At 46.3% G+C, this 12,508-nt stretch carries 14 protein-coding genes; 5 read left to right on the forward strand and 9 right to left on the reverse strand.

Features of this window, described 5'->3' with window-relative positions; all coding sequences use genetic code 11:
* The first annotated feature begins 18 nt into the window (after positions 1-18).
* On the forward strand, positions 19-945 hold the full coding sequence (locus AS158_RS08085) for a site-specific DNA-methyltransferase (RefSeq protein WP_008193633.1): 927 nt from the start codon (positions 19-21) through the stop codon (positions 943-945).
* Here the strand turns inward: AS158_RS08085 and AS158_RS08090 are convergent.
* From AS158_RS08090 to AS158_RS08130, 9 genes are read right to left on the reverse strand one after another with little or no spacing between them, the layout of a single operon-like run.
* Complete coding sequence (locus AS158_RS08090; RefSeq protein WP_004083091.1) at positions 936-1,610, reverse strand: hypothetical protein; 675 nt, start codon at positions 1,608-1,610, stop codon at positions 936-938. The genes AS158_RS08085 and AS158_RS08090 overlap by 10 nt on opposite strands.
* Positions 1,585-2,889: an amidohydrolase gene (locus tag AS158_RS08095; protein ID WP_165304828.1), complete on the reverse strand. Its 1,305-nt coding sequence runs from the start codon at positions 2,887-2,889 to the stop codon at positions 1,585-1,587. Before AS158_RS08095 ends, AS158_RS08090 begins: the two co-directional genes overlap by 26 nt.
* On the reverse strand, positions 2,886-3,449 hold the full coding sequence (gene pyrE / locus AS158_RS08100) for an orotate phosphoribosyltransferase (protein ID WP_038051489.1): 564 nt from the start codon (positions 3,447-3,449) through the stop codon (positions 2,886-2,888). The genes AS158_RS08095 and pyrE overlap by 4 nt, the downstream gene beginning before the upstream one ends.
* Positions 3,446-4,051, reverse strand: a complete 606-nt coding sequence (gene pyrF, locus AS158_RS08105; protein ID WP_038051487.1) for an orotidine-5'-phosphate decarboxylase — start codon at positions 4,049-4,051, stop codon at positions 3,446-3,448. The genes pyrE and pyrF overlap by 4 nt, the downstream gene beginning before the upstream one ends.
* Positions 4,048-4,860, reverse strand: a complete 813-nt coding sequence (locus AS158_RS08110; RefSeq protein WP_038051485.1) for a dihydroorotate dehydrogenase — start codon at positions 4,858-4,860, stop codon at positions 4,048-4,050. Before AS158_RS08110 ends, pyrF begins: the two co-directional genes overlap by 4 nt.
* On the reverse strand, positions 4,848-5,501 hold the full coding sequence (locus AS158_RS08115) for a dihydroorotate dehydrogenase (RefSeq protein ID WP_038050869.1): 654 nt from the start codon (positions 5,499-5,501) through the stop codon (positions 4,848-4,850). The genes AS158_RS08110 and AS158_RS08115 overlap by 13 nt, the downstream gene beginning before the upstream one ends.
* Positions 5,464-6,594: a dihydroorotase gene (locus AS158_RS08120; RefSeq protein ID WP_038051557.1), complete on the reverse strand. Its 1,131-nt coding sequence runs from the start codon at positions 6,592-6,594 to the stop codon at positions 5,464-5,466. The genes AS158_RS08115 and AS158_RS08120 overlap by 38 nt, the downstream gene beginning before the upstream one ends.
* 26 nt (positions 6,595-6,620) lie before the next feature.
* Positions 6,621-7,859, reverse strand: coding sequence for an esterase EstD (estD, locus tag AS158_RS08125; RefSeq protein ID WP_008193616.1), 1,239 nt, complete (start codon positions 7,857-7,859; stop codon positions 6,621-6,623).
* Positions 7,856-9,559, reverse strand: coding sequence for a YgiQ family radical SAM protein (locus AS158_RS08130; protein ID WP_004083105.1), 1,704 nt, complete (start codon positions 9,557-9,559; stop codon positions 7,856-7,858). Before AS158_RS08130 ends, estD begins: the two co-directional genes overlap by 4 nt.
* A 541-nt stretch (positions 9,560-10,100) precedes the next feature.
* On the opposite strand from AS158_RS08130, the gene AS158_RS08135 reads away from it, so the two are divergent.
* The 4 genes from AS158_RS08135 to AS158_RS08150 are packed head-to-tail and all read left to right on the forward strand — an operon-like array spanning position 10,101 to position 12,414.
* The gene (locus AS158_RS08135) at positions 10,101-10,484 is read left to right on the forward strand and encodes a DUF2089 family protein (RefSeq protein ID WP_011943199.1); all 384 of its coding nucleotides are present in this window, start codon (positions 10,101-10,103) and stop codon (positions 10,482-10,484) included.
* Positions 10,477-10,977, forward strand: coding sequence for a hypothetical protein (locus tag AS158_RS08140; protein WP_011943198.1), 501 nt, complete (start codon positions 10,477-10,479; stop codon positions 10,975-10,977). Before AS158_RS08135 ends, AS158_RS08140 begins: the two co-directional genes overlap by 8 nt.
* A 21-nt stretch (positions 10,978-10,998) precedes the next feature.
* A complete protein-coding gene (locus AS158_RS08145; protein WP_162009635.1) occupies positions 10,999-11,160 on the forward strand; it encodes a hypothetical protein in 162 nt (53 codons plus the stop codon).
* A 12-nt stretch (positions 11,161-11,172) separates the two neighbouring features.
* The gene (locus AS158_RS08150; protein ID WP_011943197.1) at positions 11,173-12,414 is read left to right on the forward strand and encodes an MFS transporter; all 1,242 of its coding nucleotides are present in this window, start codon (positions 11,173-11,175) and stop codon (positions 12,412-12,414) included.
* The last annotated feature ends 94 nt before the right edge of the window (positions 12,415-12,508 follow it).

Raw genomic sequence — 12,508 nt, forward strand, 5'->3', positions numbered from 1 at the left:
TCCCCAGGGGATGACATTGTGAAGAGAAGAAAATCAACAAGAACCAGTTCTTTTGGAGTAAAAGGCCGGGAAAGCCATGATTCATCTCCATTTTATAGTAGAGCGATCTATTCCAACTTTTCCCTTCCAAAACCTTCAGAGGAAGATCTCATCGAGAACCCACTTCCTGAAAATCTCTTAGACAAGGTCATTGAGGGGGATGCCAGAGAAGTTCTGAAAAAAATACCTGACTGTTCGATACATCTCATGGTGACTTCACCTCCGTACAATGTAGGGAAAGAATACGATGAAGATATGACTCTTGATGAATACCTTGAATTCATAGAAGAAATCATGAAAGAAGTGTACAGGGTTCTCGTCTGGGGTGGAAGAGCCTGTTTTAATGTAGCAAATCTTGGAAGAAAACCGTACATTCCTCTTCATGCGTATCTCATCCATTTGTTTGAAAAGATAGGCTTTTTGATACGTGGAGAGATCATTTGGGACAAAGGGGAAGCGGTGAGTGGTTCTTCGACTGCGTGGGGTTCGTGGATGTCTCCTGTAAATCCCGTGCTAAGAGATCAACACGAATATATAATTGTAATGAGTAAAGGAGATCTAAAGCGAAGAAAACCCAGTGATAGAGAAGCAAAATCAACAATAACAAGGGAAGAATTTTTAGAATTCACAAGGAGTGTGTGGAAATTTCCACCAGAGTCAGCTAAGAGAGTAGGACATCCTGCCCCCTTTCCTGAGGAACTTCCTTACCGTTGTATACAGCTCTACACCTTTAAAGGAGATGTCGTTCTCGATCCTTTTGCTGGTGTAGGAACAACTTGTGTGGCTGCCGTTAAAACAGGACGGCATTTTGTTGGAATAGAGATAAATCCCGAATACGTAAAAAAGGCCGAAGAAAGGGTAAAGGATATTCTCAGCAAACCTACTCTTTTTGAAGATCACTGTTGATATTTTTCTATCAACTCTTTTATGAGATCGTACCATCCTTTGAAATATTCTTCTTTTGCTTTGAGTATCAATTCAACGGGAAAAGGTTTGTAATCGATCTCTAAATAGTTTTCCTCTTTTTTTGAAAGCTCGATCAATCTTTTTACAGTAGAACTCTTCAATCCAAAACCACGCGGGTTTGTGTTGCTGCTCGGGAGTGAGTAGTACTCCTCCAACTTTGATTCATTTTTTTCTACTTCTCTCTGTAGGTCTCTCAATTTTTCTAAATCAATAACGCATAGTATTATTTTGTCTTTGTTTCTTGCAATGTAGAATATATCTGCCTGGAAGTTGAAAGTTAAAATTCTATCTTTGGTTGGGAATCCATCCCATGCTATTTTAACGTCGGAAAATCCTTCAGTTGTTTTTATACTGTACCTCTTTGTTGAGTCGTCTTGAAAAGTTATTTCAATATCCCAGTTTCTTTCTGTGTCTGGGGCTTGATTAACGGATTTTATGAAGTGTGAAAGTTCTTTTCTTATCATCTCAACTATGAAATTCTCACGCCTTTTACCTACATCGGGAGCTCTTCCTTCAAAATAAAAGATATCCCATGCTTTTCCAAGGATATCGATTCTCTCTTTGTTCTTTTTGAAAATATCAATGAGAGGATCCGTTTTTCTCATAAATCTTCTCCCCCTCCACGAACACCGCAACGGGATCATCCTCGAAAAGAAGTGTATTTCTCTCGTAAAGACAAAAGTCTGCTCTGTACCCTGCTTCTATCTTTCCTGTTTTTATTCCCACCTGACCTGCCCCCGCTTCCGTCATCAGGTAGAACGTTTCTTCTCTGGAGAATCCCATTTTGAGTGCGTGTTCTGCGATATATTTTGGGTCACACGGTGAAACGGGAGAATCCGAAGAGAAAGAGATGGAAATGCCCGCTTTGAACATTGTGTAGAACGGATAGTGAAGAGCGTTCACCTTGACTTTCTTCAAAAGGGGTTGATCTTCGAAGAAGAAGTGTGGCTGAACGGAAAAAGTGGTGTTTTTCACCCGTTGTAGATCCTTCTCCTGGACAAACTGAGCGTGAATGATTCTGTGACCACGGTGCCTTTCGAGAACATCGAGAACAAGGCTCACTGCCCTGTCTCCTATGGCGTGAACGTTCAAAATGAGATCGTGTTCGTCGCAGAAGCGAGACAGTTCTTCGAGTCTTTCTTCTGTGAGAAGTTGCACACCCTGTGTTCCGTCGTCGTATTCACCGGAGATGAGAGCCGTTTTTGCTCCAAGAGAGCCGTCCATGAAGACTTTGACACCTTTAACGTGTACTCTCTCGTTGAGATCTCCGAAGTGTTCGGGTTTTAGATCCTTTGGTTTCAGCTTCTCGAAGAGTCTGATTCTGGAGTGTTTTATAATGGAAAGAAGCCTTTCCACGCTCACACCGTAAAGATCGTCGCTCTGAACAAAAGTCACACCGTGTTTGAGAAATTCCTCTTCTCCAACCCTGTAGAATTCGGCCATTTTCTCTTTGAAGACGTACTCGTAGATCTTTTCCAAGTTCTCTACGAGATACCTTTCTTCGACTCCCAGAACCTCCATCGCTTTTTTGTTGAGAAACGCTTTGTGACCGCACCTTCTTATGAGAAAAACGGGCACTTCGATTCTGTCCAGTCTCTCAACAACCGATCCGTCTGGTTCTTCAAACCAGCCTCTTCCCACCACGACTTCACCGGTGAGGTCTCTTTCGAAGAGCTCGTCCCAATCGTTGAACTGGACACTGAGTTTCGAAAAGCCCGTTCCCACAACGTGTGCGTGTGAATCGACAAAGCCAGGAACGAGGAAGTATCCTTTCGCATCGATGACAGGTTCACTCGATTTTTCGACGAATTCTCCGTTTTCCACGAACAGATCTTTTTGAACGAACTCCTTTCCGCTCCACACCAGGGCACCTTTTATTATCATTTCAATCCCCTGCTTCCCGGTTTTTCTGCCGGGATTCCCTGTTTGCAGAGTGGACAGTCTTCAGGATCGTAAACCGGAAGGTCGAGCTTCAGAAGACTTTCGAACGGAACTCCAAAGTCCACTTTTCCGCCGGAGCGATCGATGATGGAACCCACACACACCACGTTTGCTCCATACTCTTTCAAGAGCTCTATCACTTCCTTCACAGAACCACCCGTGGTCACCACGTCTTCAACTACCGCTACTTTTTCTCCAGGTTTCACGAAAAAACCCCTTCTTAGTTTCATCACTCCGTTTTCTCTTTCCGCGAACAACGACCTCGCTTTCAGGTACCTTGCAACGACGTACGAGAGTATCACTCCCCCCATTGCGGGACCCACTACTGTTTCAACATCGTACTTCCTCAGAAGCTTTGCTAATTCTTCTCCCACGACGTCGCCGTACTCTGGAAACTCGAAAAGACGTGCGCACTGCACGTATCTTGAGGAGTGTTTCCCGGAAGAGAGAATGAAGTGCCCTTCCATCAAAGCACCGGTTTTCTCGAGGATTTCCTTTATCACAGTCTCATCTCCTTTATCCTTTTGATCTTTTCTCTGGGATTTTCGCTCAGGTAGATCTCTCTTCCGAGCACAGCAAAATTCGCTATTCCCTTCATCTCTTCGAGCGTTACGACGTCCTTTTGATCGTCTGCTTTCACTTCCATTCTGATGCCGGGAACGAGAATTTTGCCTTTTATCTTCTCTCTCAGAGCCTTTGCCCATGGACCGGGAAGCACGAAATCACACCCAAGCTTGTTCAGTTTTTCTATCCTGTCCATGTAATCCTCGAGGGATCCTTCCATGGAAGTGAGTTTCACCACAACGAACACGTGTTTGTCTGTTGCACTGAGAGCCCTCTCCACGCTTTCGTATCCAGCGCAGGAGTGAACTGTGAAACCTATGATCGCCGGGTGATCCCAGCTCTTTATGGAACGTTCCACCGTTGAAGGGATATCGCAGAACTTCAGGTCGAGGATTATCTTCAAATTTCTCTTTGCGAGCTCGTCGAAGATCTTTTTCCCGTGTATGGCGAGGTTGTGACCCACCTTCACCACTTCGAAACTGCCGTTTTCGTCGATGAATCTGATAGGATCTTCCATGTCCAGACTGAGAACAGGTATCATCTTTTCACCTCCAGCAGATATTTTCCAATTTCTTCCACAACACCAGGATCTTTGAAGAGAGCGCTTCCGACCCCTATCACGTCCGCTCCCACTTTTAAGAATTCTTCTGCGTCTTTCACGGAGTACACGCCACCACTTGCTATCACAAAGAGTTCTGGGAATCTTTTCTTCACTTCGTACACTGCCCTGAGGGCGATCGGTTTCAGCACGGGACCAGAAAGTCCTCCTAAGATCATCGTGTCTTTTTCAAAATGCAACCCCCTCACCGTGTTCACGAGCGTGATTCCGTCCCACCCTGTTTTCATCACAAACTCCGCGGCGTCTTCCACAAAGATACCCTCTACTCCCACTTTCGCTATCAGGAAGGAGTCGGGAAGTTCCTTTCTGAGTGTGTTCAGGAGTTTCTTCCACTCTTCCGCGTTTTTGACTATGGAGAGTCCTCCTTCTTTCACGTTCGGACAGGAGAAATTGAACTCCACCGCATGGAATCTGTCTGCTACTTTCTTGAACACACGGGCCACTTCCAGATACTCCTCGAAAGAATCACCGCCGAGACTTGCGATCATGGGAACAGGAAGTTCTGGAACGTTTTCAACGAACGCGTGTATTCCGGGATTTTCCAGTCCGATCCTGTTTATCACGTAGAAATCGCTGTCTGCCATTCTAGGAGTGGGGTTTCCTTCTTTCGGATGGAGCGTGACGGTTTTCAGCAAAACACCGCCCACGTATCTGTGATCCATGAGCTTCAGATACTCTCCAAAGCCGGCAGGACCGGAGAGAAGAACAAGGGGAGGTTTCAGCTCCAGCACAGTTCATCACCTCTGAATATGGGGCCATCGGTGCAGACGTGTTTCACACCCTCTTTTGTGAAGACGGCACAGGACTTACACGCTCCTATTCCGCATCCCATGTATTCTTCGAGCGAGAAGTAAACTTCTTTTCCTCTCAGGTGTTCCCAGCAGACTTTTTCCATTCCCCGAGAACCGGAGACGAGGTACCAGTCGTACTCTCCCGTGGAGGAGAGTTTTCTCAAAAACTCCTCATCACCAACGGCCGTTTCGTGTTCGAGCGGTATCTGGAAGGGAGTTCTGCTTCCCACGAGTACATCTACGTTCATCTTCTTTCGAAGCGCTTCGGCCATTGTGAGGCATGTGGGAGAGATGATGAGAAGGCCTTTTCCAGGCTTTTCGAAGCCGTTTCCAAGAGGACCGTGACCTTTTATCTTCTCTGCTTCTTCGACGATCCACTTCGTTCCCTTTCCCTTCACCTGAACGGAGATCGCCGTGTGATCTTCCCAGTATCCGAGAACGAAAGGCTTTCTGACGAGTTTCGGTGTCTCCAGCATGACGAACTGTCCTGGAGAGAAATCAATCCGTTCCTCGAAGAGAACGATCCAGGTATCCTCGTTCACTCTAATCGTTTTCTTTTTGGTCAGCAATAACCTCTCCATCTATCATCACCCATCTTCCTTTGAGTTTAAGAGCGACCACTTTTCCCTTCAGTCTGACACCGTCGAACATGGAATTCTTCCCTTTGCTTTTGAATTTTTTTGCATCCACGATGAACTCCGCCTTCGGATCGATGAACACAAGAGTATCTTCTGTGAGACGAGCTTCAACACCAAGCACTTCGAGGGGCTTTTTCGTGAGTTTTTCTACGACGAGTTCGAGATCACCTAGGGCTGTGTAATAGGCAGGAAAGGCGATTTCTATGGATGTTGAGCCGTAAGGAGCGGTGAGAAAATCGTCTGGTTTTTCGTGGTGTGGCGCGTGATCTGTCGCTAAAACATCGATCACATCTTTCTTCACGGCTTCGATGAGAGCTTTTCTGTCTTCTGGAGATCCGAGAGGAGGGTTGATCTTGAAGTTCGTGTTTTTGATGTCTTCGTAGCAGAAAAACAGATGGTGTGGTGTTACTTCACAGCTGACCTTTGCTAGATTCTTCAAAAACGATATCACTTCTACGGAGTACTTCGTTGTTACGTGCTGGATGTGGAATCTTTCGAATCCGTACTCAAGGCCCGTCAAAACGGTTCGTGTTATGGCTATCGCTTCGTTCGATCTCGGTCTTTTCTGAAACGGCAAAGGAGCCCCCTCGTAGAAGATTCCATCCACCTCGTACATCTGGCTGTGGTCGAACCAGAGGGCTTTCTTTTTCTTTTTCATTGTTTCAATGAGTGTAGGGTAGTCGCACTCTATGCCGTCCGTTGAAAAGCCCACCACTCTTTCTCCTTCAGCTTCGATCGATCCGAAGGGAGAAACGGCAAAGAGAAACTCGACCGCTCTGTTTCTGGAGAGATCCAGATGTCTTTCCAGAACTTCTTTGCTTTCTATGGGCGGCTTTGTGTTGGGCTGTACCACCACTTTAAAAAAGCCTCCCACAAGGGAGGCTTCTTCTAAGGAGCTGTAATCTTCTCCACCGTTGAGACGAACATGAACGTGAAGATCGACAAAGGGAAACGTGGCAACCAATCCTTTCGAGGGAAAGGGTGTTTCTATTTCTTCTTCTATCCATTTCTTTCTAAACGGATCGTAGATCCTCACGCTTTTCCCTCCGAATTCCTTTCCTGTTATTTTACCATCCACCTGGCGATCTCATCTATTACTCTTTTGTCAACGTGACCTTTCTTCATGTATTCAACCGGCGTTGATTTTCCTTCTCCTGAAATCATCAGGTGATTGAGATCGTCGAAGACGAGTATTTTCACATTTTCCCTGCCTGAAAGTTCCTTCAACCAGATTTCTCGGTCCTTTTCAGTCACCTGGTAGTCTCTGCCGCCGAAGATCAAAAGCATGGGGATGGTTAGTCTCTTCGCAATTGAAACAGGATCTCTTTCTCTCAAGTCGTAGAAGTACTTCGCGGGAGCTCCAAGGACGAATTCATCTGGAGGAATCTCTTTTCTTTTGAGTTTTTCCAGAATGTTCAGAGTTTCTTCTACGTTGCTTGCAAGACCCAGAGACTGAAGATATTTCAACTGATCTTCCATGACTTCTTCGAGCGGTCTTGCGGGCGGTGCTATCATGACAACACCGTCTGCCTTCGATCTTTCCGCTATCTCCGGTGTGAGCATCGCACCGAGGCTGTGTCCCAGCATATAAACTCGGGAGACGTCTTTTCTCTCTTTGAGTATCTTCACCGCTTCCAGTGCGTCTTCTATGACTTCTTTTTCGACGGTCAAGGTGGTGGGGTCCACTTTCTCGACGAACGTTCTTTTGTGGTATCTGAGAACGATGATACCCTTCGAAGACAGACCGTACGCGATGTCCTTGAATATCTTGTTTGGACCGATGGTTTCGTCCATGTCGTTCGGTCCAGAGCCGTGCACGAGGACAACAGCTGGGAACGGTCCGTTTCCTTTTGGGATCGTGATCTTCCCGGGAAGGCCGTTCACGGTGATATCCTTCTCCTCGAAGCTCTCCGGGTCCACGTAGTCTGGAAGTTCGTACTCTGTCTTTGTAGCCTGTTTGAAGAAGAGTCCGGCGACTTTTCCTTCTCTGTCCATGGTGACAAGTGCTGAGATTTCTCCTCTTTCGAACCTCAGAGTGAAGTTGTAGATCTCGTATTCACCCTGGGTGATTTTTTCGTATCCAGTGATTTCTCTGAAGTCACCGAGCTGTGCTTTCAGAGAGTTCCAGATGTTCAAAAGGCTCTGGACACTGAGCTGTGCTTTTACCTGATTGGAACACATATTCAAAGCCGATTCGAAGTTTTCAGCGGTGAGATGCTGAACGAAGAGAAACGCTTCCTGATCGAAGGCACCAAACACCATCACACCAAGAAAGATCAAAAGGAAGACAGTGAGTCTCATCTCTTTTCCCTCCCCTTCTTTTTGAACAGCACGTTCTCCTTCATCTTGTTTCTCACCTTCAGCGATCTTTCGACGTGGACCTTTTCACCTGTGAAGGGATCCACACCAGAGTAGTACATCGCGGTGCTCACCGTTCCGGGAGTAGGTGTGAAGATCTGGATCTGCTGGGGAAAGTACCCGAGGTGTTTGAGTATGAAGTCTCTCAAGTAATTGTTCTCCCTCCAGCCTTCTCCCGGGTGTCCCACTATGAAGTAGCCGATCACATACTTTCTCTTTCCCATCTTCTTTGCGAGTGTTTCGAAGCGTTTTTTGAACTCGAGAAACAGTTCCACAGGCGGTTTTCTCATCAGAGATAGCACCTTTGGATGAGCGTGTTCGGGGGCGAGTTTCAGCTGTCCCGGGGTGTACTTCACGAGTTCCCTTATGAAGACATCTGGGTCTTTTTCGGCAAAGACAAAGTCGTGTCTGATTCCTGAAGAGACAAAGACGTTTCTGACACCTGGAATTTGCCTGATCGACTCGAGAAGAGAGATGAATTCGTCGTGGTTCGGTCGGACAACCTTGCACACGATGGGATACAAACAGAACTTCTGGCACTGTCCTTTCGTTTCTCTGATGGAACAGCCCGAACCGTAGAGGTTCGCAGTCGGTCCTCCAACGTCTGTGATGGTGCCTTTGAAGTCCTTTTTCTTCGTGAGGATCCTCACTTCTTCGAGAATGGAATCTTTGCTGCGGTAGGAGACGTGAGTTGTCTGATGCTGTGTGAGGGCGCAGAAAGAACAGTTTCCGAAACAACCTCTCACAGCCGTTATCGAGAACTTCACCGTCTCTATCGCTTTCACTTTTCCCATCTTTGCGTAAAACGGATGAACTTCTCTTTCGAAAGGGAGAAGGTAGAGCCGGTCGAGTTCTTCCTGGCTGAGCGGTGGCTGGGGTGGATTCTGCACCACGTACCTCGTGTCTTGCCTCTGGTAGATCGGAATGTTCTTGTATGGATCAGTGTACCAGGTCTGAAGTTTCAATGCTTCGGCGTATTTTTCGGGATTCTCTGAGATTTCATCGTAAGAGGGCAGTTCGATGCCTTCTTCGGGTTTTTGAGAGGCCCACCAGACGACTCCACGAATACTTTTGCACTTTTCTATATCACCCGTTCTGGAAAGGATCTGTGCGATCCCAAGAACTGCCTTTTCACCCATTCCATAGACGAGGAGATCTGCCTTTGAATCGACGAGAACAGACTTTCTCACTCTATCGCTCCACCAGTCGTAGTGTGCGAACCTTCTGAGGCTCGCTTCCAATCCACCAAGGACAACGGGAACTTCCGGGAAGAATCTCTTGATGAGATTCGTATAGACGATGGTTGCCCTGTCGGGTCTTTTTCCACCGATTCCACCCGGTGTGTAGTCGTCCGTTTTTCTTTTTTTCTTCGAGGCCGTGTAATTCGCCACCATCGAGTCAACGTTTCCAGCGGTGACACCGAAGAAAAGACGAGGCCTTCCAAGGCGTGTGATGTCTTTCTCTGTTCTCCAGTCTGGCTGAGCGATGATCCCCACTTTGAAGCCATGAGAGACGAGATAATGACCGATGAAGGCAACACCGAAGGAGGGATGATCCACATAAGCGTCGCCTGTGACAAGGATGATATCGAGCTCTTTCCAGCCTAATTTTCTCATTTCCTCACGTGTTGTGGGAAGAAACACAGTATCACCCTATGTATTTTAAAACAAAAAAAGCCTCGTTTCGAGGCCTGGTTAAAAAATGGGGACGCAGGGGTACGGCACTTACTTTTTGTTATTCTTCTTTCTGTTTTCCTGTGTTTTTCCACCAAAAATCTCTATGACCACATCCAGCGGTATCAGTTCTAACATCTTCTTCACCTCCTTTCAGATATCATCATCCTTCGCCTGTAAATGTAGCATCGGAATATTAAGCACAAAATAAGAATTAATAATTATCTGTTCCTTTTCTGTCCTATCTTCTCGCTGTGAATGGCTATCAACACATCTACCGGTATCAACACAAACATTTTCCTCACCTCCTTTTTGAGAATTACTCTCATTTTTCATGTGTAAGTGTATCATCGGGAGATTAAGAGTCAAATAAGGTAACGCTAATTATATGTAAAGAAAGACTCATTTCACGGTGAAGAAGGGAGCAATAAGAATCCTCACAGAAAAATTTTTGGGGACTTGACAAAATATTTGGTGATAGTCTAAAATATTTTGCAGGAGGTGACAAAATATGTTGCCCAAGTGTCCGGTCTGCGGAAAAGAAATGATAGTTACAGAGCTTCACTGCAAAAGAGACGATGTCACTGTGCGGGGACATTTCAAAGCGAGCCCGTTCGATTTTCTCGACAAAGATGAACTCGAGTTCGTGATTCTATTCTTCAAGGCGCGTGGGAATTTGAAGGAGATAGAGCGTTACACAGGACAGGGCTATTTCGCCTTGAGGGGGAAGCTGGAGAGAATCCTGGAGAAGATGAATCTCCAACCCCTTGGAGAAGTGGAGGAAGAAGCTGCAGAAGAGGATCTCTTCAAGCAGGTGAAAGAAGGGAAGATCAGCGTTGAGGAAGCTTTGGAAATTCTGAAGAAGAGGAAAAAAGGAGGAGAGAGCGATGTCTGAGGAGATCAGAAAGATCCTGGAAGCTGTGGCAAGGGGAGAAATCAGTCCAGAAGAAGGGGAGATGCTGATAAAGGCGGTACAGGAAAAGGAAAGAGAAGAAATCGGGCCAAAAGGTGATTTTTCTGAACGGGAGGGCGACTACATCCTCGGCGAAAACGAGATAGTGGAAGAAGATCTCGTCCTTTCTAAAAAGAAAGCGATCATAAGGGGAAAAATCAAAGGAGATCTTGCGCTCATCAACTGTGAAACGTTCTTTTCCGGAGAGGTGGAAGGTGATCTTGCCGTCATCGGCGGAAAGATCGAATTCGATGGAGGAACGGTGAAGGGAGATCTCGCTCTCATCGGCGTCAAAGAATCAGGGAAAACACCGGTGGTGGAAGGTGATATCGCGAGGATATCGAACTTCTTCGTCAGCGGTATTTTGAAAATGGTCTCTCCTTTCATCAGTAACATCTCTGTTTCTTCCAAGAAGAAGGTCGAAGGAAAAGAATGATCTTCCATGAAGGTGTATCTGATGGTTTCGACGATTCTTGTGGTGATGTTGTTTTCTTTGATATGGCTGTATGTGCTGTTTTTTTCTACTGTAGAGACAGCTCCATCTTCACCGGCGGTTTGGGAACTGGGTGTCACAGAAACATCCAGTGCAATGGTACCTGGAAGTCTTCAGGATCGATGAGGAGGGAGTACTGTGAATGAGCTCTTACACTGGAAGAGGAACTTCTTCCTTCTTGCCCTCGGAAGGTTCGTATCGATTCTTGGAAGTTCCATTCAGGCGGTTGCGATTCCTCTTTTTGTACTGGATCTGACACACTCTGGATCTGCTGTTGCCCTGATGACCGTAGCCTACATGGTTCCGAGGATCCTTTTCACACCCATAGCCGGGATCGTGGGAGACAGGGGAGATAGAAAGTTTCTCATGGTCTCGATGGATTTTCTGAGGGGATTTCTCATCTGTTTTCTGGCCCTTCTTGCGTTCAGAAACTCCGTCACCCTTCCCGTTCTCTACGTTTCTCAGATAGCGATGGCTGTCATGGACAATCTCTTCGACATACCGACAGGTGCGATGTTTCCCGATATCGTTCCTCAGGATTTTCTCATGAGAGCCAACTCCATCATGGGTATGGTGAGGATCTTTCCACAGATCCTGGGCCCCGCACTGGGAGGAGTGATCTACGGATTCTACGGTATAGCGATCGTTTTTCTTGTGAATGGGGTGTCTTTTGTCCTCTCTGCTATCAGTGAGATCTTCATCGTTTACAGCCGAAAGGTGGAGAAAAAGCCAGCAAAATTCTCTCAGATCCTTGAAGATCTCAAAGAAGGATTTCTCTTCATCTGGAACCACGAGCTCATACGAACCATTCTGATCTTCGCACTTTTTCTGAATCTGCTCATCTCTCCGCTGTTCATGGTGGTGTATCCTTACACGATCAGGGAAGTGATGAAATTTTCGGCTCAGGAATTTGGTTTCCTGGAGACTTCCTTCACCTTAGGGGCGCTTCTTGGGAACTTTCTGATCGCATCGTACCTGTCAAAGAAGAACATGTGGAAGGCCATGAAGATTTCTATCTTTCTTTTTGAACTTCCCATCGTCTTCCTTGGCTTTCTCGTCATGCCTGATTTTTCCTTGAACAGACTGGTTCTTTTCTCGCTGTTTTTCATCACGTTCCTGATAATGGGTTTTTTGAATCCCATCATCAACGTTCCTCTGGACACGGCGTTTCAAAAGATGACACCTTCTCACATCAGAGCGAGGGCCTTTTCTTTCCTCATTCTCGTAGCAAACGGAGTCACTCCGCTCGGATCGGTTCTCTACGGATACCTCGTTGATAGAGTGCCGGTCCATTTTCTTTACTATATTGTCGGAGCGCTTTCTTTTCTGGTCGCTGTGCTGCTTCTGGTAGCTTTGAGGGGAAAAGAGCTTCCCACTTGATTTTTCCAGCGTTGTTTGTTAGAATAGTAACCAAACAGGGGTGAAAGGTTATGCGATGTGGAAGAATAATATGTCTCAAATCGATTGAACACAA

Origin of the sequence: Thermotoga sp. 38H-to (assembly GCF_011057665.1) — a bacterium.
In the GTDB taxonomy this organism is placed as follows: Bacteria; Thermotogota; Thermotogae; order Thermotogales; family Thermotogaceae; genus Thermotoga.

What these genes read in the sequence shown, in the direction of transcription:
- AS158_RS08090 (WP_004083091.1), bottom strand. Translation starts at nt 1,610, where the DNA reads ATGAGAAAAACGGATCCTCTCATTGATATTTTCAAAAAGAACAAAGAG.
- AS158_RS08095 (WP_165304828.1), bottom strand. Translation starts at nt 2,889, where the DNA reads ATGATAATAAAAGGTGCCCTGGTGTGGAGCGGAAAGGAGTTCGTTCAA.
- pyrF (WP_038051487.1), bottom strand. Translation starts at nt 4,051, where the DNA reads ATGATACCTGTTCTCAGTCTGGACATGGAAGATCCTATCAGATTCATC.
- AS158_RS08115 (WP_038050869.1), bottom strand. Translation starts at nt 5,501, where the DNA reads ATGGAGAGGTTATTGCTGACCAAAAAGAAAACGATTAGAGTGAACGAG.
- estD (WP_008193616.1), bottom strand. Translation starts at nt 7,859, where the DNA reads ATGAGACTCACTGTCTTCCTTTTGATCTTTCTTGGTGTGATGGTGTTT.
- AS158_RS08135 (WP_011943199.1), top strand. Translation starts at nt 10,101, where the DNA reads ATGTTGCCCAAGTGTCCGGTCTGCGGAAAAGAAATGATAGTTACAGAG.
- AS158_RS08140 (WP_011943198.1), top strand. Translation starts at nt 10,477, where the DNA reads ATGTCTGAGGAGATCAGAAAGATCCTGGAAGCTGTGGCAAGGGGAGAA.
- AS158_RS08145 (WP_162009635.1), top strand. Translation starts at nt 10,999, where the DNA reads ATGGTTTCGACGATTCTTGTGGTGATGTTGTTTTCTTTGATATGGCTG.